Origin of the sequence: Gracilibacillus suaedae (assembly GCF_017599345.1) — a bacterium.
Classification (GTDB): domain Bacteria; phylum Bacillota; class Bacilli; order Bacillales; family Amphibacillaceae; genus Gracilibacillus; species Gracilibacillus suaedae.
In genome coordinates this window covers 254,457-279,641 of sequence record NZ_JAGFVL010000032.1, presented here as the reverse complement: position 1 = coordinate 279,641, position 25,185 = coordinate 254,457, and the positions used below count along the sequence as shown (strand labels likewise).

Here is a 25,185-nt window from a genome sequence, read left to right as displayed (position 1 = left end):
CCCCCCGGAGTCGAAGTGGGCGCCTACGCTAAGTAATGCTTTACAATGAATGTATTCGCTAACATACTTGTTTTATTACACATGTTTAGAAAGCTCGAAAAGTTAGCTGTCACTAACATTGTAGAATAGCTCCATAGCGAAGGCCGTCCGCTTCCACTCCTACGGGATGATTTTCGACTAAGATCCACTTTTTCAAGCGGGTTTTGCTTGGAAAAGTTAGCTTAGTCGAAAATCCCGTGGAAAGGGAAGTGGACAGCCGCAGCGATGGTTTCCTATACGGTTTATTTCAAAATGGCTACTTTGATAACAAATGCGTTGATACCAAGGATTATATACTTTCTTTCCATATAAGAAAAACCGGCAAACCTAAAATGTCCTTGACAAAGGGTACATTTCATTGTGTTGGAAGTCCTTTCTATGTTCACTTAACCTGTTCCTTAAAGAGTACAAGAGATAACATGGCCCCTAGCCATGCTGAGAATCCACTTAGTAAAATGAAGACAACTGACTTAAACTGAAAATCGGGAACTACAAATTCGAATATTGCTAGTACGATTATCACAAAAAATATCATAAATAGGGTTTGATAAGAGTTTAATTTCTTATTGATTTCCACCTACTCCCCTTCCTTATTAAGATATTTTCGTACCATTTTCCACGGTTTCATCAGGTCTGAGCAACACCACATCGTCTGTTCCTGGTATTCCGCCTAATACCAACACCTCTGATTTAAAGCCGGCAATTCGTAAAGGTGGAAAATTAACTACTGCCGCTACTTGGCGCCCGACTAACTGGTCCGGATTATACCTTTTCGTAATTTGTGCTGAGGACTGTTTTACACCTAGCTCACCAAAATCAATTTTTAACTTAATCGCTGGTTTTCTCGCTTCTTTAAAATCTTCTGCTTCGATTACAGTTCCAATTCGCAAATCTAACTTTGTAAAATCATCAAATGAAGCTATCGTTATCACCTCTGTTATTATTGTCCTTTTTTATGTCATTTTTCGATATTATTTTTATCATACCATTTTCTTACTATTTTTGACAAAAGCAGTAGTTTAAAAATTTGATACTTAGGTCCCAATCGGATATAGTAGAAGTCTCTATATCAACTTTTTTATCATAGTTTTAATAGATTTTAATGATTTTTACACAAATTTTATTGTTGTCAAAAATCCGCTTTTAAGATAAAATACAATATATAGATGATTCACAAGACAAAAACATCTATATATTGTATTCGCGACATCAATACTGTGAAAACCTAATTTTTCTCAGTTTAGTAAACTACATACATTATTCAGTCTTTAATCGCTCCATCATGAGCGCTTTTATTATGTAATTGGAGGTTTTTTTCATGACAACAGAAGTTAAATCTATCAAACAATCAGTCACCAAAGCTCTACAAGAAGCGGAAGAAAAGTATGGATTAGATACGAAAGATATACAGAAACGTATCGAAGAATCTGCAAAATCCGACAAAGGCTCAACCCAAGAAGCTTTATTCTATTCATTAAACCGTATCTCGATGGATCAGCCTAATTGGACTTTTGTCGCGGCTCATTTCCATTTAACACAATTATATGAAGAAGCAGCACAAAATCGTGAGTATGATCCTGCTCAAAAATACGGAGATTTATATCAATTAATTCAACTACTAACAGATAAAGGAATATATAGTACCGACATCCTTACTCATTATAGCAAAGATGAAATAAATCAGCTACAACAAGCAATTGATCCAGAAAAGGATTCACTCTTCAACTACATTGGACTTTTTCTATTAGCAGATCGTTATTTAGCAAGAGATCATGATCGTAATCTATATGAACTGCCACAAGAACGATTTATGATTATTGCCATGACATTAATGCAAAATGAAGCACCTGAAAAACGTGTTGAATTAGTGAAGGAAGCTTATTGGGCATTAAGCAACCTATATATGACAGTCGCAACACCTACCTTATCCAATGCAGGTAAAAGCTATGGCCAGTTGTCTTCTTGTTTTATAGATACTGTAGACGATTCATTAGACGGCATTTATTTAAATAACTGGGATATCGCCCGTCTTAGTAAAGATGGCGGTGGAATCGGCATCTATTACGGTAAAGTTCGTGCACTAGGTTCAGATATTAAGAGATTTAAAGGAAACTCATCTGGTGTTGTGCCATGGATTCGTTTAGTGAACGATACAGCAGTTAGTGTCGATCAATTAGGTCAACGACAAGGTGCTGTGGCAATCTATCTGGATGTTTTCCATAAAGACATTATGAACGGTTTCTTAGACTTAAAAACAAATAATGGTGATGAACGTCGTAAAGCCCACGATATCTTTACAGGTGTAGCTATCCCGGATTTATTTATGGAACAATTAAGAGAAACAGATGCACAAGGTAAAAGTATCGGCGAATGGCATACATTCTGCCCACATCAAGTAAAACAAATCATGGGCTGGAAGGACAAAAATGGTAATCCACTTGGTCTTGAGGATTTCTATGATGAAAAAGACAACAAATACTTTACCGAAAAATATTGGGAAGCCGTGAATCATCCTTTACTTCCTAGAAAAACATACCGTGCGATGGACGTAATGGCACGTATTATGATCGCTCAGTTAGAAACTGGTACACCGTATATGTTCTACCGTGATGAAGTTAATCGTCAAAATCCAAATAAACATAAACGTGGTGTTGGTAAAACATCTATCTATTGCAGTAACTTATGTACGGAGATTGCTCAAAATATGTCACCAACAACAATCTCAAAAGAATATCAAGATGAAGAAGGTAATATCGTGATTGTTCGTAAACCAGGTGATTTTGTAGTATGTAACTTATCATCGATTAATTTACCAAATGCGGTTCGCGAAGAAGTCTTAGATCGCTTAATTGCTATCCAAGTTCGTATGTTAGACAATGTTATTGATCTTAATACGATCACAGTCGGCCAAGCACAAGTTACCAACAAAAAATATCGTGCTGTCGGTCTAGGTACTTTCGGCTGGCACCACTTGCTTGCATTAGAGAGCATCCATTGGGAATCAGAAGAAGCTGTCGAGTTTGCTGATAAAGTTTACGAAGATATTGCTTATTACACGATTAAAGCATCTATGGAGTTAGCAAAGGAAAAAGGTGCTTACTCTGAATTTGAAGGATCCGAGTGGGAAACAGGTGTCTATTTTGACAGAAGAGATTATCATTCAGACCGCTGGAACAGCTTACGCGAAGAAGTGGCAACGAACGGTATTCGCAATGGTTGGTTAATGGCTGTAGCACCAAACTCTTCTACCGCAAAAATCGGTGGCTCTACAGATGGAATTGACCCATTATATGCGGTAGAATTTGCCGAAGAAAAGAAAAACTTCAAATTTAAAGTGACAGCACCAGACTTAGATCATGTCACATACAATTATTACCGTCGTGCACGTCACGAGTTGGATCAAGTTTGGAGTATCAAGCAAAACGCAAAAAGACAACGTCACATTGATCAAGCAATCAGCTTTAATTTCTATGTACGTCATGACATTAAAGCAAAAGAATTGTTAAATTTACACATGGCAGCATGGGAAAACCGTCTGAAAACAACCTATTATGTTCGCAGTACTTCCCAAACAGAAATCGAAGAATGTGAAGCATGCCATAGTTAAATAAGAAAAGCTTAGGGCTCTCGGTGCTAGACAACCAATGCGGAAATTTTATACTTCATAATATATTGAATGCCGACCGCAGAAGTGCGGTAACGGCATTCACTATCCATATTTTTATCCTATGTGGGAGGACCGGAAATGACACAAATCGATCAATCATTAACTAAAATCAAACTTTTAAATCCTACTTATCCGAATAAAGCAACTGGTATTATTAACGGCGAGTCTTCCGGACTATTAAACTGGAACGACATCGCTTATCCTCAAATGTATGATTTATATCAAACATTATTAGCTAATTTTTGGAAAGCCCAAGAAATCAATATGCAAGACGACATCAAACAATGGGATAACTTATCCGAAACGGAAAAAGATGTTTTCTTACGTATTAATACACAGCTTGCATCCTTAGATAGCTTACAAACACCAACAATGACACATGTGATGGACTACGTAACAGATTCTAGCTTCAAAGCAATTTTCGCTGTTATTTCACAGCAGGAAGCCGTACACAATGAGTCCTATTCTTACATTCTAAGTTCTCTTGTACCTTTACGTGAACAAAATGAGCGCTTTGATCAGGCTAAAGAAGATCCAATTGTCCGTAAACGAAACCAGTTAATTCTTGATAGCTATGAAGCGTTCCGTGAAAATCCGACACCACAACGTTTATTTGAATTAGCGATTAACTCTATTAATTTAGAAGGTATCTACTTTTATGCAGGGTTCGCCTTCTTCTATCATTTGGCACGTCAGCAAAAAATGTTAAAAACAAGTACGATGATCAGCTATATCCAACGTGATGAAATGCAACACGCCTATTTCGTTTCACAATTCGTCCGGATTCTGCTTACGGAAAATCCAGAGCTTAATACCGAAGAGAATATTCAATATGTCTATCAAACAGTTGATAAGGCCGTACAACTAGAAAAAGAATGGGCGGATTACATTTTGAAAGATATTGAAGGTATTGACCTTGATGAATTCCATGGCTACGTCGAGTATTTAGCTAACAAACGTTTCCGTCAAATCGGCTTGGACAACTATTATCCGGAACGTGACAATCCTATGGAATGGATTCATGTCTTCAGTGATGAAATGATGAACGAAACCAAATCAGACTTTTTCGAGCAAAAATCTCGTACCTATACGAAAGTATCATCATCTAACGGCTTTGACGAACTTTAATAAGGAGGCTTTTCAAGATGAAAGCTGCGATTATTTATACTTCTGTAACTGGTAATACTTCTACCCTAGCAGAAATCATTTGCGAAAAACTGAACAACCATCATATCGAAGCAGACTTAATCCCTGTTGATGAATTTCATCCACAACTACTACACAACTATGATATCGTCACAGTTGGAACCTACTCATGGGATAATGGCGATCTGCCGATCGAAATGGAAGAAGTTTTTGAAGCATTTGAAGAGGAAGAGGTAAACCATCTTACTACTGGTGTATTTGGAACAGGAGATAGTTTCTATCCTTATTATTGTGGAGCGGTTGACATGTTTAGAGATATGCTTTACGTTCACACTAATCTTGCCGTTACTTTAAAGGTAGAATTAACGCCGCAAGACGAAGATCTTCATAAATGCGAGAAATTTTGTGATCGATTAGCAAGTGAATTAGCTGTAGTTTCATAGCTTGAAAGGTTGATGTTGTAAGAGACATCAACTTTTTTAATGAAAGGAGAATGGCATAGTGTTGGAATATCTACTAATCTTTTTAGGCGCTGCAGTTCCCTGGTTTGAGATAGCAATTGTTATTCCTCTTGGGATTTTATCAGGGTTAAACCCCATTCTCGTTATATTAGCTGCATTCATCGGAAATATGGCAACGATATTAGCCTTAATTATCGGATACGATAAATTCAAACTGTGGCTGGCAAAAAGGAATAAAAAGAAAGAATCCAAGCGGCAGGATAGAGCACGCACTCTTTGGAATAGATACGGCCTGCCTGGCATGGTGTTGCTTGGACCTATCTTAATTGGCTCTCATATTGCTGCCTTTATCGGCATGACACTTGGTGCAACCAAACGTTCAACCTTCGTATGGTCTTCCTTCAGCATTGGAGCATGGTCATTAGCAATTGGAGTATTAACCGCTTTAGGATTTGACTTTTTCACCAATTAAAACAAATGAAAGGTTACTTCTAATAAAGAATGTGGTCAGTGTCCTACCATCACTGACCGCACTTTTTTCTTCTCTACTCAACAACCTCAATATTTACAGGATATACATAAGGCTGGTCAGGTTCACCAATTGTTTCTACCTCAGTTACTTCGATAATCGGTATTTGGGAACCTTGATAATTTGTTAATTGAATCGTCCCCGTTACGTTTAACCACGTATTATCTTCGAAGTTTACTGCCTGATCATATTCGGTTAAGAAACCTATTAATCCAGCATCTGCCACACAATGTGTAATCAAAAAGCGACCGATTACTAATTGCTGTGCTGAAAAACCTTCTTCTCGATACACAAATCCTGATAAGCTCACCTTTGTCCCTTGCAATTGATCGGGATTCGACATTATTTCTTGATAATACGTTGAAAAGAGCGTTTCACCCATTTCTATATGTGTCTGTTGCAAAATATCAGCACGCAACTGATCATATTCGGTCTTTGAAATCTTATTTTTATAGATATTCGGATCTATCGGATTATCATCACCTGCCGGTTGGCCTGTCCCAGGAGGAACTTCACCTGGAGGAGGTGTATCAGCGAGTTCATCTCGTGATGATTCCTCTTGTTGTGATTGACTTGTAATCGACAGTGTTGAACCTTTATTTTTTGCAATCGATGCATCTAAGCTCGATAGTGGTAATAACATACCTGTTACAATCGGAAAAGCAATAACTAGATAACTAACAACTTTTTTTAGATTCATTGGCTGATCTCCATGATCATGATGGTGGCCATGACATTCTTCATGATCATGAGGAGGATGTTCTGCTTTTGCTCCGAATGTAAACACTCGATGCATTTGAACTAGAAATAACAAGAGAAATAGTGATGCCCCAATTTGACTGAAGGTTTCATATTTCGGATTAATCAACTTTAAGATATCACCGGTAACGTGTAATCGAAAAATAAAAATGGTGAAAAATAAAAGAATCGTAGCGCGTAATAGTTGTTGTCCATTTAATTTCATGGTGCTGCCTCCTTACATAAATCCTTGCAACAGGCTGATCATAATGAAAACCGTGACTGTTACAATAGCAACAAAAATCAACACAAACCTAGTCTTAAACACACTTAGCATCATAAATGTATTTTTTAAATCTATCATCGGTCCATATATGAGAAAACCTAAAATAGATGCTTGCGGGAATATATTGGTGAACGATGCACCGATAAAAGCATCTGCCTCAGAGCATAATGACAGTAAATAAGCTAATCCCATCATGACGACAAGTGATGCAACATGGCCCTCCCCTATACTGACTAACAAATTAGTAGAAACATATACTTGTACAAATGAAGCTAAAAAAGCACCAATAATTAAATATTTCCCCATATCAAAGAATTCGTCCACCGCATGTATTAACGTTTTGCCCACCTTTTCTAGGAAGGATTGGCTACCACTATCAGCGTCTGCTTGACAACTGGATACTGTGGTTGCACGTGTTTTCAACTGATTACTTTGAAATAGAAAGCTAATGATAGTACCAATAACGAGTGCAATAAGGAAACCTAATCCCATCCGTAAGAGCGCGATTTGCCAATCATTTCCGAACGCCATATATGTAGAGAAGATCACGATTGGATTAATTAAAGGTCCTGTTAATAAAAATCCTATCCCTGCATAAATCGGTACACCCTTTGTAATCAGTCTTCTAACAATCGGAACAATCCCACATTCACAAGCAGGAAAAAGACCACCAACAACGCAACTCATAAAGACAGCGGCATATTTATTTTTAGGAATCCATTTTTTTAACTGATCTTCTGTAATAAATATTTGAATAATTCCTGCGATAGTCACACCTATTAAAACAAACGGTAATGCTTCTATTAAAATACTTAAAAAAATGGTATTCAGATGATAAAAAGAATCTGGTAACTCCATAAACGAGAGGGTATCACTAAAGCCAGATACATATATGACCATCATAAATAACAATAAAATAGCAGAATCAATAATCATGGAAGGTATACTTTTTTTCATAATATTCTCCTTTTTTTGTCTTCATCTACTATTTTATATCTATGTAAAAAATAGAATTCTAGAATCAATTCGTTAAAATAAATCGTAATCATTTCGATCACACAAAGGTGCCACAACGACTGCGATAACCTAGGAAAAAATCTTACTTATTCGCCATATAAATATGATACAATGTTAAAAGGTTTTTTATCACACACTGCTAACTGTCGTAAAACCTATTTCAAAGAAGAACAACGGGGTTAAACGGACGTTAATATCATGATAAGTTTCCACGGGCCTAGCCAGGGAAGAATAGTCCCCCTGTAAGATGGCTCACTATAAAAGAAAAGGAGGAAATCTCTATGGAGCAAGATAGTGAATTATCACGTGCGACAGGGAATTCAACTATTAACCAATTAAATTTTCGCTTAGGTGCATTTGGCGCAGCTGTTCCGCTATTATTTTTCGTAATATGGGCGATCACCACTAGTGTATTACAGTTATCTTCTGAAATTGGCCTTGTACTAGGGGCAATTATCGGAATTACCTTAGGATTATTTTTCTGTAAAAGTAAATGGGCGGATTATGCGCAAGGATTGTTTGATGGTCTCGCTCAACCAATTGGTGTAGTAGCAATGGTTGCATGGTTCTATGCCGGAATGTTTGCGCAAGTATTACAAGTGGGAGGATTGGTCGAAGGTCTCGTCTGGATCGGTATGATTACCGGGTTTACGGGAGGTCTTTTCGTTGGATTGACCTTTATATTGGCTGCCACATTCTCGACAGCTGTTGGTACAGGTTATGGTACGACGGTTGCTTTTTGTACGTTAATGTTCCCTGCCGGTGTTGCAACAGGGGCAGATCCGACCATTTTATTTGCAGCGATTCTTGCTGGAGCGGTATTCGGGGATAACCTTGCACCTGTGTCAGATACAACGATTGTATCGGCTACAACACAAGATGCCGATGTACCAGGTGTTGTCAAAAGTCGTTTTAAATACGCAATTGCTGCCGCTATTCCTACATTGATCATCTTTATTATTTTTGGAGGTGGTGGCTCAATTGAAAACCAGGCTAGCATTGAGGGTACCACAAATCCTAAAGGATTACTAATGCTAATACCATTTGCTGTTGTATTATTTTTAGCTATATCAGGACATCATATTATTACCTCTTTAACATGGGGGATTTTAGTTGCAGTCATTATGCTGGTAGTATTTCCTGTAGGCTCGTTCAGTGATGTAATTAGCTTCAATCCTGATTCAGATAATATCGTAGAAGGTGCACTTATTAACGGGATTACCGGTTATATCAATATGGCAATCTTGATTTTATTAATTGTAGCTGCCGCACATTTATTACGATTAGGAGGTACCATGCAGGTGATTACCTCTACACTTGTTAAATGGATTAAGAATTCTGTTCGACGTGCGGAGATTTCTATGTGGGCGATCGTTGCTTTGTTAAACAGCGCAATTACAATTAATACTGCAGCCGAGATTGCAGCGGCACCTTTTGTTCGTGAAATCGGTGAAAAATATCAGATTCACAGCTACCGCCGGGCGAATATGCTGGATGCTATCACTTCTGCCTTAGGTTATATTTTCCCTTGGGGAGCACCAGTATTGCTCGGTTGGTCCACGATCACTATGATGCAAGAAACGTACGAATGGCTACCAATTGTTTCACCGACTGCAGTTTTCCCATTTGTTTTTCAAGGCTGGTTCTTAGTGATTGTTATGCTAGTAGCAGCATTAACAGGATGGGGATTACGTTATCAAGGTAAAAATGGCGAAGAGTTAACAGAACCACCTAAATAATTAATAGTTCGCGAGAAGGTCGGCGAGATAGCAACAGTTGAAAGGCTTGGCATGAATAATTGCCAAGTCTTTTTTATCAGACAAGAAAGTATAAAAGCAGCTATGTTACTTCATGCTAGAATTGTAGAGCAGACCTTAGCAAAGGCCGCCCACTTTCACTCCTGTGGGAATTGTTTGACCTGAAGATCCACTTTTTCGAGCGGTTTTTGCTCGAAAAAGTTAGCTGATGGGCAAACCCCACGGAAAGGGAAGTGGGCAGCCGAAGCGGTAGTCAAGCTGTTCACGTATTTCATCATTAATATCAAAGTAATCGAAATCCAATTAGCATTTAATAAAGGACGGCGGGGGTTGCCAGTTTTTCTTATAATTCATCATTTTGTCAATTACTTTTCGTTATGATTGTTTTATAATGAAGGAAAGTAGGTGATTTCATGAACTCCATTTATACAATACTTGTTGTAATCCATATTTTTTCTGCAATTGTGGGAATTGGGCCTGGCTTTGTGCTGACAACGATCGTAAAGTCTGCTAACAGCCTAATCGAAATCAGACATGCATTTGCATTAAAAGCGAAGGTGCATATTTTTGTGATGATTGGTGGCATACTTGTATTAATAACCGGGCTGTTGATGGGCGTGTTGAAGCCTGTACTTTTTCAACAAGGCTGGTACCTTGCCAGTATGATTCTCTACTTTGCAGCACTTTCATTGGGACCAACATTGCTCAAAAAGTTTTCGACTCCAATTAAAGAACTAATTGCGGACCCAAACCTTGAAAACGTTCCTTCAGCCTATCATGAGAATCTCCAGAAACTGTTGCGCGTGGAATACATAGAAAATACTTTGCTTTTAATCATTATCTTATTGATGATAACAAAACCTTTCTAGAAAGAAAGTCGCAAGTTCTCCTTCAATGACCTTTGAGCACTTGTAAATCATATTTTTCCAAGCTTTTATGACAAATCTTTACCCATCTTGTGAAGATTTGTTGTTTATCTCGGTTTGTTCAACAAATCTTTCCTTGACCTATGGAGATTTGTCTATTATCTTAGTTTAATCAACAAATCTTCCTACGATCTACTCAGATTTGTTGATTATTACAGTACCAAAAGCAAAAGGCGGGGACATAACTAAATAGGTAGAACAAGAATCCGAACAACCTGAACAAAGCGCAGGTAAAATACGTAGACTCCTCATGATGAGCACGAGCCGAAGATCCACACCGTTAGCTAAAGATCGCCCACGGAAAGCGAAGTATTTTGCCGAAGCGATACGTGTACTCAGACTTTAATGTTCGGATTTTTCCTATCTAATTACTCTTTTGTTCCAGCCTCTTTGTTTCCCAATTGATCCATTTCTTTTTTTACTCGTGGTAAGTCATTCGATAAAAAACGTACTAAATAGCCGTAATCACGCAACCTGCTAATGCTTACCTGATGATCCGTTGAAGAGTGATTCCATTTTTCTTCATTTAATTCTATTTCTCTATCAATTATCCATACACTTGCTATATAATGATAATCTCCCATTACCCCAAATTGCTTCACATCCTGAACGCTAGGCTTAAAACGCAAACCATCATACACAAGACAATCTTCCTCCATCCACACTTCCAGTTGCGTGTGGCAAGTATCAAACGTGAACCGTTCCCCACGTTTTTCCCGTCCTGGATATAAAATTTCTTCCCAGTAAAAGCTACTTCCATTTTTCATCTTTACTGTTGTATGACTGTGGAATTCACTTTCAGCAAAAGGAATAACCTCTTCTCTCTTCCAAGTCAAGCACGCTTGTTCCGCGAGCTCGATGTGCACTTCTTGTTTGCTCGCTTTACCATTATAGGCCGGGTATACTTTTGTTGCAGCCTGAGGATGCAGTGTTACATTCGTACCTTCATCTAACCGGATACGATATGCATTCGTATCTCCTGCCACAAGTCCTCCAGATGATTCCATTAAATAAACCGTGATATCATCTGGATTATCGACATATAAGCCTCTGCTTGCTTTTAGTGGCGGTTGATAATATACGTCCTTCATGATCGTTTTTTGGTTGCGTAACGCAAAATGAAGATCGAGTTTCCCATCCATTTATGATACTTCGCTTCCTTCTAATAACATAGCATGTTGAATCCATTGAATTACCTCAGGAATACCTTCACCTTTTTTGACATTAGTAAAAACAAACGGACGCTCTTTACGTGCTTCCTTTGCATCAACTTTCATTTTTTCGAGATCTACTTCCACATATGGCGCTAGATCAATTTTATTAACAAGTAAAAGATCTGATCTAGTTACACCTGGGCCACCTTTTCTCGGAATATCGCCACCTTCTGCCACATCGATTACGTAAATATAGCCGTCTACTAGTTCAGGGCTGAATGTTGCAGATAAATTATCGCCGCCACTTTCTAGTAAGATAATATCTAGATCAGCAAAGCGATGTTTTAATTCATCGATTGCTTCAAAATTCATTGATGCATCCTCACGAATGGCGGTATGTGGGCACCCTCCCGTTTCAACACCAATTATGCGATCTTCAGATAAAATCCCTTGTTTGATCAAAAACTGAGCATCTTCTTTCGTATAGATGTCATTGGTAATAACTGCGACACTATATTGATTGACCATTTCTTTCGTTAATTTTTCTACGAGTGATGTTTTCCCTGAACCAACCGGGCCTCCTACCCCTACTATTACTGGTTTCATCGAACATTCTCCTTTCTTATGAAATAAACAATCGCGATCTTAAATATTTATGCTGCATCGATGCCAGTTCCAAGCCGACAGCATGATTGGACAGATCAGACAAGTCACGATCCAACACGTTCAACGTTGCTTTTTCCATCTCAGGAATTAAGCGGTGAATCACTTCGATCCCTGCCTTTTGACCGAGCGGAATCGCGCGGACTGCATTATGGACAAGTCCGACCGTTGACGAATATAAAAAGGTAAGCACTGTTGTATATAGATCAAATACTAAATCTTTCGCGTAAAGACTGTATACAATTGGAAAGTGAGCGATCACCTTTTTATCCTGTACCAGCTTGTTCCACTTCTCCAATGAAGGTGTGTCACTAACAGGTAATACTGCTTTAACAAATTGTTTACCAATCATACTACTTGCTTCTCGAGTCTCTTCTGCATTTTTGCTTGCATCACATATTTTCTCTAATCGAATTAATGCTGCCAGATCCTCTTCTTGATAAGATTCCTTGACAAAAATACCATCCGTATAAGCAACATTTTCACGAAGATAGACTTGTAAAAAGTGAAATAAATCATCTTTGGTTCTGATTAACTCTTCTTGAATAAAGGTTTCCATACCAAAAGAATGTGTATAGGTACCAATCGGAAATGCAGAATCATGAATATGCATTAGATAGAGGAATTTAGTGTTGATGCCCTCTGTACTTAAATGGTTCTGTGAATCTTCTTTCTGTCTTTTCATACTTCACACCTACTTCATCAAATAAACGTTCCAGCGTCTCATCATAGCGTACAACAATTTCTGATTCTGAAATAAGACAAGGTGTATGACGGTTCCCTAGTTCAAATGCAGCTTTCCCCATTTGCACGATATTTTTGGGGTAAACAACATAGACATTTTCTTTCTTGGTACGGATCACAATCTGTTTTTGCTCATCTTCATATACGACATCTCCTACTTTTAGTGGTTCTTTCTCTTCTAAAGCGATAGCAACATCTGTACCTTTATCTGTCGTTTTTCTAATAATTCGTTTATTTAATTCATCCCAATCCAATTCAATCCACTCACGATTTGGATGCTCTTTTGGCTTTTCCTCAATATTCGTGATTACTTCTTTCGTTAACATCTTCCATCCTCCTAGAATAAATAATAACGTTGGGCCATTGCTACCTCTTCAAAAGGTTCACATGTAATTATTTCACCATCAAGTTTTACTTCATATGTTTCTGGATCTACATCAATTTCTGGCGTTGCCTCATTCAATGGCAGATCCTTTTTCCCAATATTTCGGCAGTTTTTCACAGCACGAACAAGTTTCTGTAAACCTAGTTTTTCATGAACCTTTGCCTCAAATGCTCCTTGAGAAACAAAAGTAATAGCGGTTTGATATTTTGCTTTTCCTAGTGCCCCGAACATCGGGCGCATCATTACCGGTTGTGGTGTTGGAATTGATGCATTCGGATCACCCATTTGTGCATACGCGATCATACCACCTTTTACAACAGTTTCCGGTTTGGTCCCGAAAAATTTCGGATCCCAAATCGAGATATCTGCGAGCTTGCCAACTTCAATTGAACCTATCTCATCACTCATTCCATGGGTGATCGCCGGATTAATCGTATACTTGGCCACATAACGTTTAGCACGCGTGTTATCATTTTCTGCTTGTAGATCTTCCTGTAAAAAGCCTTGCTGCTTTTTCATTTTATCTGCTGTCTGCCATGTCCGAGTAATACTTTCACCGACACGTCCCATCGCCTGCGAATCAGAAGAAATCATACTAATCACACCTAGATCGTGTAAAATATCTTCCGCTGCAATCGTTTCTGGTCGTATTCGTGAATCAGCAAATGCAACATCTTCTGGTACGTTATGATCTAAATGATGACAAACCATTAGCATATCGAGATGCTCATCTATGGTATTAACCGTATACGGTCTCGTCGGATTGGTCGATGACGGCAGTACATTCGGTAACGAAGCTATCTTCATAATATCTGGTGCATGTCCACCACCAGCACCTTCTGTGTGATAAGTATGAATCACACGGTCACCAATTGCTTTAACAGTATCTTCTAGAAAACCTGCTTCATTCAACGTATCTGTGTGGATAGCAACTTGCACATCCAATTCATCTGCCACACTGAGACATTGACTGATCACTGCCGGTGTTGTTCCCCAGTCCTCATGTAATTTCAGACCGATGGCACCAGCTATTATTTGCTCTCGTTGTGGGTCTGGTGAAGAAGCATTTCCTTTTCCTAAAAAGCCTAAGTTAATTGGATACTCTTCTGCAGCCTCCAACATGCGGTGGATATTCCACTCACCTGGTGTACAAGTTGTTGCATTAGTACCTGTTGCAGGTCCGGTCCCACCACCTAGCATCGTTGTGAAACCTGCTGCTAAAGCCACTTCAATCTGCTGTGGACTTATAAAATGGATATGTGCATCAATTGCACCAGCAGTCACGATTTTTCCTTCACAGGCAATCACTTCTGTTGAGGCACCGACAATCATATTTTCGGTAACCCCCTCCATTACATCTGGATTTCCACCTTTGCCAATCGCCACAATTCTTCCGTCCTTAATTCCAATATCTGCTTTCACAATACCGGTATAATCAAGAATCAATGCATTGGTTAAAATTAAGTCAAGGACATTGTCAGCACGTGTTCTAGTACTGCTTTGTCCCATGCCATCACGCAGTACCTTGCCGCCACCAAATACACTCTCATCTCCATATGTCGTGTAATCTTTCTCGATTTCAATCCATAAATCGGTATCAGCCAAACGAATTTGATCACCTGTTGTCGGTCCGTATAGAGCAGCGTATTGCTGTCGTGAAAGTTTCATCAATATTCTCCTTTCTAAAACCCTTTTTGCTTCATTGTTTCGATGATTTCTTCCATTGCTGATACACTACCGTTTGTCAGGTTATTAAGACCGTAAACATGTTTATTACCTGCTATTTCCACTAGCTCGACTTCTTTTTCTTCGCCTGGTTCAAAGCGGACTGCCGTACCTGCTGGAACATTCAAGCGCATCCCAATGGCAGTGGAACGATCGAAATCAAGCTCACGGTTTACTTCGGGAAAATGGTAGTGTGATCCAACTTGAATGGGCCTGTCACCTTTATTGGCAACTTTTATCGTTTTCGTCTTTCTACCTTTATTAATTTCAATCTCTTGTTTAGCTAGTTTGATCTCACCAGGAATCATCGGGAATCCTCCTTACGTAATCGGCTGATGGACCGTAACAAGCTTCGTTCCATCTGGAAAAGTCGCTTCGATTTGCACACTTTCAATCATTTCCGGCACACCTTCCATCACATCATCTGCAGTAAGTATTTTCTTACCTTCCTGCATCAGCTGGGCAACGGTTTTCCCTTCACGAGCACCTTCTAATAAGTAACTGCTGATCAATGCAGTTGCTTCTGGATAATTTAATTTCAAGCCTTTCTTCCTTCTTTTTTCTGCCAGTTGACCAGCTAAAAAAAGTAGCAATTTCTCCTGCTCAACAGGTGATAACTTCATGCCAACCCCTCCATTTAAACACTTAAATAACGATATACCTCGTCATCTTCTACTTGATCTATTGGATTCTCATAGACTACCGAACCGTGATCAATCACATATAAATAATCGGCAACACTTTTAACAAAATCTAAATTTTGCTCTACCAAAATCATTGATGTAGCAGATGTATTTTTTATATCGACAATTACATCTTGAATCTCCTGAACAATATTCGGTTGAATCCCTTCTGTCGGCTCATCCAGTAACAAAAACGATGGATGCGATACTAATGCACGTGCGATAGCCAATTGCTGCTGCTGACCACCACTTAAATCACCACCATTTCGCTTAGCAAAATCTTTTAGAATCGGAAAATAATCATAGATTTTCTCATCTATTGTTTTTTGCTTACCTGCTTCCAGTCCGATTTGCAGATTTTCATAGACTGTCAGCTTCGGGAAAATTTCTCTTCCTTGCGGGACATAGCTAATTCCTTTCTGGGCCCGTGAGGAAGAACGAGCTTTAGTAATGTCTTCAAATTGATAATGGATCGATCCTTTCTTCGGATGTAATATACCAATGATCGTCTTCAATAGTGTGGATTTCCCTACTCCATTTCTGCCCATCACACAGATCACCTGGTTTTCCTTCACTTCCATATCAATCTCACGAATGACCATACTTTCCTCATAACCAGCTTCCAGTTCCTTAACTGACAACATGCTCCTCAACCTTTCTACCTAAATATACTTCTCTTACTGTCGGGTCATTTTGTACTTCCTCCATACTTCCTTCAAAAAGTAATTGACCTTCATGCATCACGGAGACAATATCTGCATATTCCTTCACAAAGTCCATATCATGTTCGACAATTAGTACCGCTCGATCTTTCGCTATTTTAGTTATTAATTCACCTGTTTTGTTACGCTCTTTCTTCGACATGCCTGCAATTGGTTCATCTAATAAAACAATATCAGGTTCCTGCATTAAGACCATGGCAATTTCCAGCCATTGCTTCTGCCCATGTGCAAGAGAGCCAGCTGACTGATCCTGCACTTCTTTTAAACCGACTAACTCAAGCATTTCACTGACCTTCTTTTTTTGTTCATTTGTCCATTTTGCCGTGATCATCGAAAATAATTTTTTTTTCTGCTTCATCGCAATTTCCAAGTTATCTATCACGGATAAATTTTGAAAAATCGAAGGAGCTTGGAATTTTCTTGAGATCCCCTGATGAACAATCTGATCCTCCGATAACTTGGATATTTCCGTTGTACCTTGTAATTTTATTTCACCATTCGTTGCTTTTGTTTTACCACAAACCACATCAAGCAACGTTGTTTTTCCAGCACCATTCGGTCCAATTACAAAATGAACCGAATTAGGTTTTACAGTAAAATCTAATTGATTAATAGCTTTAAACCCACTAAAGTCAACTATAACTTTTTTCAACTTCAACACTGCTTGAGACATCTTGTTTTTTCCTCCGATCGTTCCATTTTTCAAATAAACCGGTTATGCCTTTCGGTAAGAACACAACAACAAGTACGAATAATAAACCTAGAAAATATGTCCAAATATCTGGGTAAGATTCACTGAAGCCTGTTTTGGCTGCATTGACAAGTACTGCACCAATCACTGGACCTATTAATGTCCCACGTCCACCTAAGGCAACCCAAAGCACCATCTCAATAGATGGGATAATACCGATCATCGTCGGTGAAATAATCCCAACTTGTAGTACGAATAACATACCGGCAAGACCTGCTATTGCTGCTGACAAAGTGTAAATAAACGTTTTATATGCAGATGGACTATAACCTAGAAATCTCATCCGGTTCTCACCATCACGGATTCCGACTAGTATTTTCCCAAATCGTCCTTTCACAAGCTTACGTGAAAGAAAAAAGACAAGACCTAATACGATTACAGTAATTATATAAAAAGCTGTCTGAGTAGTAGCTGAATTAACAGAGAAACCAAAAAACGTATTGAAATTGGTCAATCCGCTAGAACCACCAGTCAAATTTTGACTCCCGACGAATAACGTAACTACCACTAAGACAAGCGCTTGAGATAATATCGTAAAATAAACACCACTAATCCGATTTCGGAATGTTAAGTAACCGAGCATAAAGGCAATGATGGCTGGTAATAAAATACCGAGTATAATAGCGACGATCGGATATTGAAACGGAATCCATATCAGTGGCAATTCACTCATACCGCTCCAAGCCATAAAATCCGGTAATCCTCCTCCTGTTGCTTCCAGCTTTAAATACATCGCCATACAGTAGGCACCTAAACCAAAGAAAATCCCGTGGCCCAAGCTTAAAACACCTGTGTAACCCCACAATAAATCTAAACCAATTGCCAAAATAGCAAATGCTAAAAACTTACCAAGCAAATTCAAGCGAAAGTCTGATAGAAAAAGGGGAGCTGCTAATAACAACAGAAAAATCAAATTTAAAATGACTCTCTGACTCCATATTTTTTGATAAATCGTATTTTGCATGATTCAACGCTCCTAATTAATTAATCTAGTGATCTTGAACGTGACATGACAAGACCTGATGGACGCCATTGTAAGAAGGCGATAATCACAATGAAGATTAGTACTTTACCTAATGTTGCATTTGTCACATATTCAAACACCGTATTTAAAATACCAATACCGAAAGCTCCTGAAACTGCTCCGAATAGTGCACCAACTCCACCTACAACAACGACCATGAAAGCATCAATAATATAGCTTGTTCCTATTGTTGGACCTATTGCACCTAATAACGTCAATGCGCAGCCAGCAACACCAGCAAAGCCAGAGCCAATGGCAAATGTCAGCATATCTACTTTTCTAGTAGAAACTCCTAAACATTCAGCCATTTGCCGATTTTGCATAACCGCTCGTACTCTTCTGCCACTTGCGGTTCGGTAAAAATAATAAAAAATGCTGAAAAGACAAACGATTGATAATCCTAAAATAAACAACCTGGAATATGGCAGGATTAACGAACCAACTTCCAGTCCACCTGATAAAAAAGACGGACTTGTCACCCCTACGTTAGGTGCACCGAAAATCGATCTTGCTGTTTGTTGTAAAATTAGTCCAACCCCCCATGTTGCTAATAAACTATCTAATGGTCGTTTATAAAGATGACGAATTAAAGAGACTTCTAGCAACATCCCTATCCCTGCTGCCACAACAAGTGCAACTGGAATCGAAATAATAAAATATAGATCAAAATATTCTGGTGGAGCATAGTTGATAAAAATATTTTGTATTACGTAAGTGATATAAGCACCGATCATGATTAATTCACCGTGCGCCATATTAATAACATTCATCAAGCCAAAAGTAATCGCAAGTCCTAATGCAATTAAAAGCAGGATCGAACCCAGGCTTACACCATTAAATAAGGTTAAAATGATTTCATTCAATCCAAACAATCCTTTCTTTTTGAAGAAGGATGCAGGACTTAGCCCATCATCCTTCTTTTATAAGTGTTCAATTGCCAATTCATGTATTTTTTTGTGACATTAGATGTAAACTTCACCGTAAAAAAAATAGCTTTTTTTATTTTTTCATTTCTCTATTCTGCTAATGATTCACTTAAATCTGATGCCCAATCATATTCATCTAAATAAGGATCCGGCTTAACAGGTTCTTCTGTCTGCCATAGCTCTGAGATCATGCCATCACTCTGCACTTCACCAATTCTTACGGTTTTATAAACGTGCTGATTGTCTCCGTCAATGGTTACCGTTCCATTTGGTGCTTCATACGATATTCCTTTTGCTGCTTCCCTTACTTCATCAACATCCGTTGTTCCTGCTTCTTCCACTGCTTGTGCCCAAAGATAAACACCGAAATAACCTGCTTCGATCGGATCTGCTGTTACAGCATCTTCCCCATATTCCTCCTGATAGTTAGCAACAAATTCTTCGTTTTCAGGTGTATCTGTTGTTTGATAGTAGTTCCAGCTTGTTAAATGTCCCTCAATAACATCTGCACCAATACCTTTAATTTCTTCTTCTGCAACACTTACAGATAACACCGTAATATCATCTGATGTAATACCTGCATCTTTTAACTGTTTAAAGAAAGCAACATTGCTGTCACCATTTAATGTATTGAAAATAACATCCGGATTTTCATTTTTAATTTTAGCAATCACGGTATTGTAATCTGTATGACCTAATGGTGTATACTCTTCACCGACTAACTCTGCACCTTCATTATCTAATTGTGCTCTAATAGCTGCATTTGCCGTTCTTGGGAATACATAATCAGATCCCAACAAGAAGAAAGAATCTCCTCGATTTTCTAACAACCAGTCGACTGCTGGTACGATTTGCTGATTTGGTGCTGCCCCTGTATAGAAGATATTCGGTGAAGCTTCCATTCCTTCATATTGAACGGGATAGAATAATAAGCCATTATGTTCTTCTACAACCGGTAACATCGCTTTACGACTCGCAGATGTCCAGCCGCCAAAAATAGTGGCAACTTCATCTTGTTGTAGTAATTTATTCGCCTTTTCCGCGAATGTAGGCCAATCTGATGCGCCATCTTCGATTACAGGCTCTAACTGTTTACCGAGTACACCGCCATCTTCATTAATTTCTTCAATAGCAAGAAGCTCTGCCTGTTGTACAGATGTTTCACTAATTGCCATTGTTCCACTTAATGAATGTAAGATTCCTACTTTAATCGTATCTTCCTCACTTTCTTCATTGCTGTCGCTTTCCTCTGTTGCAGCTGCTTCTTCTGGATCTGTCGCATTTGCTGCATTATCCGCCGCCGAGCACGCCACCATGAAGATTGCAAGTAATCCTAAAATTAATAAATAAAAAAAGTTCCGCTTTCTCATTTGTCTACCCCCATCCGATTTTTAATTGATTTACAAAGATAAGGCTAGCAAATTAAAAAAATCTAATCTAACAATGTGTTAGATTTCCTTACATTGTTTTTGAAATATTCTGACATATTAATAATTAGAATGTTGTAAGATTTTAGCAGTTTGATAGCGAAGTTGTGTGAAGAACTTTCAAAAGTGCCACGTTTTTGATGAGATTTAGAAAAGATGTTAAGACATGAGGAAAAAATAACAAGACTGTGACAAAAGAGTATTTAGATATGAAAAATCCGAACAATAAAGTCTGAGTACACATACCGTTTCGGCAAAATACTTCGCTTTCCGTGGGCGATCTTTAGCTAACTGCGTGAAGAAAAACACTTCACACAGTTAGCTGAGGTCCCACAGGAGTCTGCGTATTTAGTCTACGCTTAGTTCAGATTGTTCGGATTCTCGTTCCACCTATTTAGTTGTGTCGCACCCTCACTTTAGTCAATCAGATATTCAAAATACGACATATTGATCACTCACCATATAAATGTGGTACACGACTTTCAAATACGGGAATATTTTTGCGTATTTCTGCTACTTTGGTTAGGTCGATACTTGCACGAATAGTGGTTTCCGCTTCAGGAAGTCCTGAAGCGACAAGCTCACCAGACGGATTAATCACCAATGATTCTCCAGCAAAATCGGTACCATTACATGTACCACCACTATTAGCTGAAATAATATAACATTGATTTTCGATCGCCCGTGCATGTTGGAGGAATTTCCAATGATCTTTTCGGGAAGTCGGCCACTGCGCTACAACATGGATCACTTCTGCTCCCTGCAATGCTATTGATCTCATTAACTCAGGAAAACGAAGATCATAGCAAATCACAACACCCATTTTCACTCCATCTAATTTGAATACTACACCTTTCGCTTCTCCACCACTTAAATATTTTGGTTCATCTAACATCGGAACAAGATGCATTTTGTCATATTGATGAACAAGTTCCCCGTTGCGATCAAATACATAACTCGTATTATAAATCCCGTTTTCCTTTTTGTTAGCTATCGAACCACCAATAATATTAATTTGATGTTTTTTGGCTAATTCACTAAAAAACGGAATCGTCTTTTCTCCATTGTCGTCTGCTAAACCATCTAGTCTGTCCAATGCGTAACCCGCATTCCACATTTCTGGTACAACAACAGTATCTGGTTTATGATCGTTAACTTGTTTTTCTATCCAATTTGTAATTTTCTCTCGGTTCGCTTCCGGATCTGCAACGACTACATCCATTTGATAAATGGCATATTTCATGTCAAACACCTCTACTTTTTTGCTTTAATTTTATTGTAAAGCATATCACTGAGAGAAGCGAAATTTATGCTATGTTTAGCTTCCAATAACTTGATAGTACTCAGAAAAAATAGCCCTTTAATATTGGATTATGGTAAAATAATGTAAAAGGAGTGATTTAATGGTGTTTTCAGATTTTGAAGTGGATCAGAATATGGATTCTTTAGTAGGTATCCTTTATGCAATGGTAGACGAAAATTATCAACGTCTAAAAATGATAGTTACTGATATGTCACAAGAAGAAGTAGATTTTAAAGGTCCTGGACAGAAATATAATAGTACAGCCCAGCTCTTAAGACACTTGGCATTCGTCGATTTAAACTGGATATTCAGAATAAAAGACGAAACAATTCCTGTGGAACTCTTGGAGAAACATGGTCCGATGTGGGACGATAATGGTCAAATACCAAAAATTAAGGGAATTAGTTTGGATGTGCTGGTCAAAGACTATGATGACATCATGAGTATGTTAAAGTCTGAATGCTTGCAGCTATCAGACAAACACCTCAAGCAAATAGTTAACTATGGTAATGGAAAGCAAGCAACCATTCAATGGGGAATTTGGCATATTGCAGACCACAACCGCTATCATCAAGCACATATTAACCAATTGCGAAAGTGGTTTGCTGAAGCTAGACGATGAAAAAATTTAGCTACATAATGATCGACTACGTTATCTAGCTCCTTTACTAGTTATTTTCGGCTAAAATAACTAGTGAGAAAACTAAGTAAGGAGTGCATATCATGAACAAACTAGACAGATATACGAAATTTCAATTTGCATTTCATATATTGATATTACTGATTGCTTCAGGCATTATTTTTTCTTATGCAATGAACCAATTTCAAGTAGCTTATGTCATAATTGGTAGCGTCATTGCAATTAGTAGCATTTATCGCCTTTATCAATTAGTTCTAAAGACGAAAGCTAATAATGAAGAAATTTGAAGTATGATTCCATCAGTGGGAGGTTCTTACCTCACTGATGGTTAGCCAGAGATTTGAATAGCCAAAACTAAAGTCGCTGGTTTATTCCTTCAATAAAACTGACTTGTTGATGCTTCAAAGTATCTAAATATTTCGCAATTGTCTCTATTCCTTGAGCTATTTGTTTTTTATCTACTTGAGCTATACACAATCTAATTAGGTTATCTTTTGGAAATGCTGGTAAGTACATTCGCTCTGCATCATCAACAAAAATATTTGTTTGTTGTAACGCATCGACTACTCGTTTCGCCGACAATGTTCTTGGTAAATAAATAGACAAATAGAATCCTGTTTCAGGCTTTGTGAAGTTATAATATGGTGATAAATAGTGTTCACACGCAGACTTAACGATCTCCATTTTTGTTTTGTATACTTCTCTAATATTTTCTAAATGGCTAATAAACATACCACTTTTCAAGTAAATTTCTAATGCACCCTGGGAGATTGTCGTACTGAACAAATCATTACTAAATTTATAACGAGCAAATGTGTTGATTAATAATTCAGGTAATACAGCTACAGCAATTCGTAAGCCAGGGAGCATGATTTTGGAAAAACTCTTGATATATATCACCTTTCCTCGTGGATCATAGCTAAACATCGGATCTGACTTTGCGTTCATGTCAAGATCGCCAAATATATCATCCTCCACAATATAAACATCATACTTATTAGCAAGTTCCACGATTTTCTTTTTTTCTTCGTTAGAGTAGCTATGACCAAGTGGATTGTGAAACCTCGGAATAATATAAAAGAATTTAATATCGTTATAACGAAACATATTTTCTAACCGTTCTAGGTCAATTCCTTCCATTGTAAGCTCTATCCCGAATGTTTTGACATGATGAAGCTGTACTGCTTCGACCGCCCCGAAATAGGTTGGCTGTTCGATAAGAATATTTGATTTACCATTCGGAAAAGGCATAGGTGTAAGCAAGTTAATTGCCTGCTGTGATCCAGATAAAACAAACATTCTTTCAGCAGTAGTAAACACCTGCCGATCTTGTAGATGCTTGATTAATTCCCGTCTTAAACCCAGCAATCCTTGTTGGTGAGAATATGAAAATAATTCCTCTTTATAAAAATCTATTGCCTGGTTAATACAATGTTGAAAATCTTTATAAGGCATTGCTGTGTTATCTGGTCCTGCTGAAAGAAAATCAATTTTAGGTGTATTAGACTCCTTCTTTAATGGGTCAACATTATTTACCACATAATAGCCACTCTTCGGAATGGAATAAATAATGTGTTGTTTTTCTAGTTCATGATAAGCTTTAATGATTGTGTTTCTACTACAAGAATACTGTTCCGATAAAATTCTGATCGAAGGTAGTTTGGCTCCAGACTTTAATGTACCCTCGATGATTTGCTTCTTGATATCATTCACAATCTTATTGTATTTTGTACTCATTGCAACGCCTCCTGCATTTCTGTACCCATACAGAATGTCTAAAAAAGGATTTGATAGAATACGAAAAGGTTCTATAATCCTATTATATCATGATTAGGAGGTTAACTAATGGAGTGGAACAAAGATAGTTATACAGTAAGCGACAATACAAATAGAATGGATACAGATGCCATCTATGAGATGTTGCAATCTAGCTATTGGGCTGCAAATCGACCAAAAGAAGTAATTATCCAAAGTATGAAAAATTCTATTTGTTTTGGTGTATTTGATGGTGAAAAGCAAGTCGGGTTTGCACGAGTAATTACGGACAATTTCGTGTTTTCATGGGTTTGTGATGTCATTATTCACAGTGATTATCGTGGTAAAGGGTTAGGGAAATGGTTATTCCAATGTGTAATGGAACATCCAGACAATCAAGTCAAGACCTTAGGGTTATATACGAAAGATGCCCATACGCTTTATCAAAAATTTGGATATACTGATGTAGACACAATGCAATGCAAAATAGATAATCCACAAAGCTGGAGTGAAGTTTGTCATTCAGATTTGCAGCGATGATATTAGATTAGAATAACAGAACATATAAAAAATAGGTTGTCTGCTAGAGCCAATCTTACGGGCATTCTTCTTGCATATCGATTTTTTTGTCTGTAGGATTGGTTCTTATGGACAATTTTCCAGCGAAAAACTATTTAGTATCCTTAAGATCCTTTCTTATAGACACTTTTTTGCCAT

General features: G+C 38.0%; 26 protein-coding genes. 9 read left to right on the top strand and 17 right to left on the bottom strand.

Annotated features, from left to right (window positions below; translation table 11 throughout):
- Positions 1-632 precede the first annotated feature (632 nt).
- Positions 633-962 (bottom strand): chaperone CsaA, encoded by a 330-nt coding sequence (gene csaA / locus J5J03_RS09270; RefSeq protein ID WP_208588938.1) that lies wholly within the window; start codon positions 960-962, stop codon positions 633-635.
- A gap of 395 nt (positions 963-1,357) precedes the next feature.
- On the opposite strand from csaA, the gene J5J03_RS09265 reads away from it, so the two are divergent.
- The 4 genes from J5J03_RS09265 to J5J03_RS09250 all read left to right on the top strand — a co-directional run bounded on the left by J5J03_RS09265 (position 1,358) and on the right by J5J03_RS09250 (position 5,785).
- Positions 1,358-3,646, top strand: a complete 2,289-nt coding sequence (locus tag J5J03_RS09265; RefSeq protein WP_208588920.1) for a ribonucleoside-diphosphate reductase subunit alpha — start codon at positions 1,358-1,360, stop codon at positions 3,644-3,646.
- 138 nt (positions 3,647-3,784) lie between these two features.
- On the top strand, positions 3,785-4,834 hold the full coding sequence (locus J5J03_RS09260; protein WP_208588918.1) for a ribonucleotide-diphosphate reductase subunit beta: 1,050 nt from the start codon (positions 3,785-3,787) through the stop codon (positions 4,832-4,834).
- A 17-nt stretch (positions 4,835-4,851) separates the two neighbouring features.
- Positions 4,852-5,295: a flavodoxin domain-containing protein gene (locus J5J03_RS09255; RefSeq protein WP_208588916.1), complete on the top strand. Its 444-nt coding sequence runs from the start codon at positions 4,852-4,854 to the stop codon at positions 5,293-5,295.
- 58 nt (positions 5,296-5,353) lie between these two features.
- Positions 5,354-5,785, top strand: coding sequence for a small multi-drug export protein (locus J5J03_RS09250; RefSeq protein ID WP_208588914.1), 432 nt, complete (start codon positions 5,354-5,356; stop codon positions 5,783-5,785).
- Positions 5,786-5,858: 73 nt separating this feature from the next.
- Here J5J03_RS09250 and J5J03_RS09245 read toward each other — a convergent pair whose 3' ends face one another.
- Positions 5,859-6,806, bottom strand: coding sequence for a TIGR03943 family putative permease subunit (locus J5J03_RS09245; protein WP_208588912.1), 948 nt, complete (start codon positions 6,804-6,806; stop codon positions 5,859-5,861).
- 12 nt (positions 6,807-6,818) lie between these two features.
- A complete protein-coding gene (locus tag J5J03_RS09240) occupies positions 6,819-7,823 on the bottom strand; it encodes a permease (protein ID WP_208588911.1) in 1,005 nt (334 codons plus the stop codon).
- Positions 7,824-8,164: 341 nt separating this feature from the next.
- On the opposite strand from J5J03_RS09240, the gene J5J03_RS09235 reads away from it, so the two are divergent.
- Together J5J03_RS09235 and J5J03_RS09230 are read left to right on the top strand one after the other, a co-directional pair.
- Positions 8,165-9,622 carry a Na+/H+ antiporter NhaC family protein gene (locus J5J03_RS09235; RefSeq protein WP_208588910.1) on the top strand — a complete coding sequence of 486 codons (1,458 nt, stop codon included), beginning with the start codon at positions 8,165-8,167 and terminating at the stop codon, positions 9,620-9,622.
- 431 nt (positions 9,623-10,053) lie between these two features.
- Entirely contained in the window at positions 10,054-10,509 is a 456-nt protein-coding gene (locus J5J03_RS09230; RefSeq protein ID WP_208588909.1) for a DUF2269 family protein, read from the top strand.
- A gap of 425 nt (positions 10,510-10,934) precedes the next feature.
- Here J5J03_RS09230 and J5J03_RS09225 read toward each other — a convergent pair whose 3' ends face one another.
- The 13 genes from J5J03_RS09225 to J5J03_RS09165 all read right to left on the bottom strand — a co-directional run bounded on the left by J5J03_RS09225 (position 10,935) and on the right by J5J03_RS09165 (position 22,013).
- On the bottom strand, positions 10,935-11,708 hold the full coding sequence (locus J5J03_RS09225) for an urease accessory protein UreD (protein ID WP_208588908.1): 774 nt from the start codon (positions 11,706-11,708) through the stop codon (positions 10,935-10,937).
- Entirely contained in the window at positions 11,709-12,326 is a 618-nt protein-coding gene (gene ureG, locus J5J03_RS09220; RefSeq protein WP_208588906.1) for an urease accessory protein UreG, read from the bottom strand.
- A gap of 16 nt (positions 12,327-12,342) precedes the next feature.
- Positions 12,343-13,068, bottom strand: coding sequence for an urease accessory protein UreF (locus tag J5J03_RS09215; RefSeq protein ID WP_208588904.1), 726 nt, complete (start codon positions 13,066-13,068; stop codon positions 12,343-12,345).
- Positions 13,010-13,453: an urease accessory protein UreE gene (locus tag J5J03_RS09210; protein WP_208588903.1), complete on the bottom strand. Its 444-nt coding sequence runs from the start codon at positions 13,451-13,453 to the stop codon at positions 13,010-13,012. Before J5J03_RS09210 ends, J5J03_RS09215 begins: the two co-directional genes overlap by 59 nt.
- Positions 13,454-13,464: 11 nt before the next feature.
- Positions 13,465-15,180 (bottom strand): urease subunit alpha, encoded by a 1,716-nt coding sequence (ureC, locus tag J5J03_RS09205; RefSeq protein WP_231710656.1) that lies wholly within the window; start codon positions 15,178-15,180, stop codon positions 13,465-13,467.
- Positions 15,181-15,194: 14 nt separating this feature from the next.
- Positions 15,195-15,545, bottom strand: coding sequence for an urease subunit beta (locus J5J03_RS09200; RefSeq protein ID WP_208588902.1), 351 nt, complete (start codon positions 15,543-15,545; stop codon positions 15,195-15,197).
- A 12-nt stretch (positions 15,546-15,557) separates the two neighbouring features.
- Complete coding sequence (gene ureA, locus J5J03_RS09195) at positions 15,558-15,860, bottom strand: urease subunit gamma (RefSeq protein ID WP_208588900.1); 303 nt, start codon at positions 15,858-15,860, stop codon at positions 15,558-15,560.
- A 14-nt stretch (positions 15,861-15,874) separates the two neighbouring features.
- On the bottom strand, positions 15,875-16,564 hold the full coding sequence (gene urtE, locus J5J03_RS09190) for an urea ABC transporter ATP-binding subunit UrtE (protein WP_208588898.1): 690 nt from the start codon (positions 16,562-16,564) through the stop codon (positions 15,875-15,877).
- A complete protein-coding gene (gene urtD, locus J5J03_RS09185; RefSeq protein WP_208588894.1) occupies positions 16,551-17,315 on the bottom strand; it encodes an urea ABC transporter ATP-binding protein UrtD in 765 nt (254 codons plus the stop codon). Before urtD ends, urtE begins: the two co-directional genes overlap by 14 nt.
- Complete coding sequence (gene urtC / locus J5J03_RS09180) at positions 17,275-18,357, bottom strand: urea ABC transporter permease subunit UrtC (RefSeq protein ID WP_018932876.1); 1,083 nt, start codon at positions 18,355-18,357, stop codon at positions 17,275-17,277. Before urtC ends, urtD begins: the two co-directional genes overlap by 41 nt.
- 20 nt (positions 18,358-18,377) lie before the next feature.
- Positions 18,378-19,280 carry an urea ABC transporter permease subunit UrtB gene (gene urtB / locus J5J03_RS09175; protein WP_208588893.1) on the bottom strand — a complete coding sequence of 301 codons (903 nt, stop codon included), beginning with the start codon at positions 19,278-19,280 and terminating at the stop codon, positions 18,378-18,380.
- Positions 19,281-19,432: 152 nt separating this feature from the next.
- Positions 19,433-20,713 carry an urea ABC transporter substrate-binding protein gene (gene urtA, locus J5J03_RS09170; protein WP_208588891.1) on the bottom strand — a complete coding sequence of 427 codons (1,281 nt, stop codon included), beginning with the start codon at positions 20,711-20,713 and terminating at the stop codon, positions 19,433-19,435.
- 508 nt (positions 20,714-21,221) lie between these two features.
- Positions 21,222-22,013 (bottom strand): carbon-nitrogen family hydrolase, encoded by a 792-nt coding sequence (locus J5J03_RS09165; RefSeq protein WP_208588890.1) that lies wholly within the window; start codon positions 22,011-22,013, stop codon positions 21,222-21,224.
- A gap of 160 nt (positions 22,014-22,173) precedes the next feature.
- Here J5J03_RS09165 and J5J03_RS09160 point away from each other — a divergent pair, with 160 nt between their 5' ends.
- Together J5J03_RS09160 and J5J03_RS09155 are read left to right on the top strand one after the other, a co-directional pair.
- The gene (locus J5J03_RS09160; RefSeq protein WP_231710655.1) at positions 22,174-22,695 is read left to right on the top strand and encodes a DinB family protein; all 522 of its coding nucleotides are present in this window, start codon (positions 22,174-22,176) and stop codon (positions 22,693-22,695) included.
- A 101-nt stretch (positions 22,696-22,796) separates the two neighbouring features.
- Positions 22,797-23,000, top strand: a complete 204-nt coding sequence (locus J5J03_RS09155; RefSeq protein WP_208588889.1) for a hypothetical protein — start codon at positions 22,797-22,799, stop codon at positions 22,998-23,000.
- A gap of 67 nt (positions 23,001-23,067) precedes the next feature.
- On the opposite strand, the gene J5J03_RS09150 is transcribed toward J5J03_RS09155, so the two are convergent.
- The gene (locus tag J5J03_RS09150; RefSeq protein WP_208588887.1) at positions 23,068-24,450 is read right to left on the bottom strand and encodes an aminotransferase-like domain-containing protein; all 1,383 of its coding nucleotides are present in this window, start codon (positions 24,448-24,450) and stop codon (positions 23,068-23,070) included.
- A gap of 108 nt (positions 24,451-24,558) precedes the next feature.
- Here J5J03_RS09150 and J5J03_RS09145 point away from each other — a divergent pair, with 108 nt between their 5' ends.
- Positions 24,559-25,008 carry a GNAT family N-acetyltransferase gene (locus J5J03_RS09145; RefSeq protein WP_208588885.1) on the top strand — a complete coding sequence of 150 codons (450 nt, stop codon included), beginning with the start codon at positions 24,559-24,561 and terminating at the stop codon, positions 25,006-25,008.
- Positions 25,009-25,185: the final 177 nt, after the last annotated feature.

Coding starts and splice junctions, on each gene's coding strand:
- J5J03_RS09165 (WP_208588890.1), bottom strand. CDS start 22,013: ATGAAATATGCCATTTATCAAATGGATGTAGTCGTTGCAGATCCGGAA.
- J5J03_RS09255 (WP_208588916.1), top strand. CDS start 4,852: ATGAAAGCTGCGATTATTTATACTTCTGTAACTGGTAATACTTCTACC.
- J5J03_RS09215 (WP_208588904.1), bottom strand. CDS start 13,068: ATGAAAAGACAGAAAGAAGATTCACAGAACCATTTAAGTACAGAGGGC.
- ureC (WP_231710656.1), bottom strand. CDS start 15,180: ATGAAACTTTCACGACAGCAATACGCTGCTCTATACGGACCGACAACA.
- J5J03_RS09245 (WP_208588912.1), bottom strand. CDS start 6,806: ATGAAATTAAATGGACAACAACTATTACGCGCTACGATTCTTTTATTT.
- J5J03_RS09225 (WP_208588908.1), bottom strand. CDS start 11,708: ATGGATGGGAAACTCGATCTTCATTTTGCGTTACGCAACCAAAAAACG.
- urtA (WP_208588891.1), bottom strand. CDS start 20,713: ATGAGAAAGCGGAACTTTTTTTATTTATTAATTTTAGGATTACTTGCA.
- J5J03_RS09145 (WP_208588885.1), top strand. CDS start 24,559: ATGGAGTGGAACAAAGATAGTTATACAGTAAGCGACAATACAAATAGA.
- urtE (WP_208588898.1), bottom strand. CDS start 16,564: ATGTTGTCAGTTAAGGAACTGGAAGCTGGTTATGAGGAAAGTATGGTC.
- J5J03_RS09265 (WP_208588920.1), top strand. CDS start 1,358: ATGACAACAGAAGTTAAATCTATCAAACAATCAGTCACCAAAGCTCTA.
- J5J03_RS09200 (WP_208588902.1), bottom strand. CDS start 15,545: ATGATTCCTGGTGAGATCAAACTAGCTAAACAAGAGATTGAAATTAAT.
- J5J03_RS09155 (WP_208588889.1), top strand. CDS start 22,797: ATGAACAAACTAGACAGATATACGAAATTTCAATTTGCATTTCATATA.
- J5J03_RS09235 (WP_208588910.1), top strand. CDS start 8,165: ATGGAGCAAGATAGTGAATTATCACGTGCGACAGGGAATTCAACTATT.
- J5J03_RS09210 (WP_208588903.1), bottom strand. CDS start 13,453: ATGTTAACGAAAGAAGTAATCACGAATATTGAGGAAAAGCCAAAAGAG.
- J5J03_RS09230 (WP_208588909.1), top strand. CDS start 10,054: ATGAACTCCATTTATACAATACTTGTTGTAATCCATATTTTTTCTGCA.
- urtD (WP_208588894.1), bottom strand. CDS start 17,315: ATGTCTCAAGCAGTGTTGAAGTTGAAAAAAGTTATAGTTGACTTTAGT.
- J5J03_RS09160 (WP_231710655.1), top strand. CDS start 22,174: ATGGTGTTTTCAGATTTTGAAGTGGATCAGAATATGGATTCTTTAGTA.
- J5J03_RS09240 (WP_208588911.1), bottom strand. CDS start 7,823: ATGAAAAAAAGTATACCTTCCATGATTATTGATTCTGCTATTTTATTG.
- J5J03_RS09260 (WP_208588918.1), top strand. CDS start 3,785: ATGACACAAATCGATCAATCATTAACTAAAATCAAACTTTTAAATCCT.
- J5J03_RS09150 (WP_208588887.1), bottom strand. CDS start 24,450: ATGAGTACAAAATACAATAAGATTGTGAATGATATCAAGAAGCAAATC.
- ureA (WP_208588900.1), bottom strand. CDS start 15,860: ATGAAGTTATCACCTGTTGAGCAGGAGAAATTGCTACTTTTTTTAGCT.
- urtC (WP_018932876.1), bottom strand. CDS start 18,357: ATGCAAAATACGATTTATCAAAAAATATGGAGTCAGAGAGTCATTTTA.
- ureG (WP_208588906.1), bottom strand. CDS start 12,326: ATGAAACCAGTAATAGTAGGGGTAGGAGGCCCGGTTGGTTCAGGGAAA.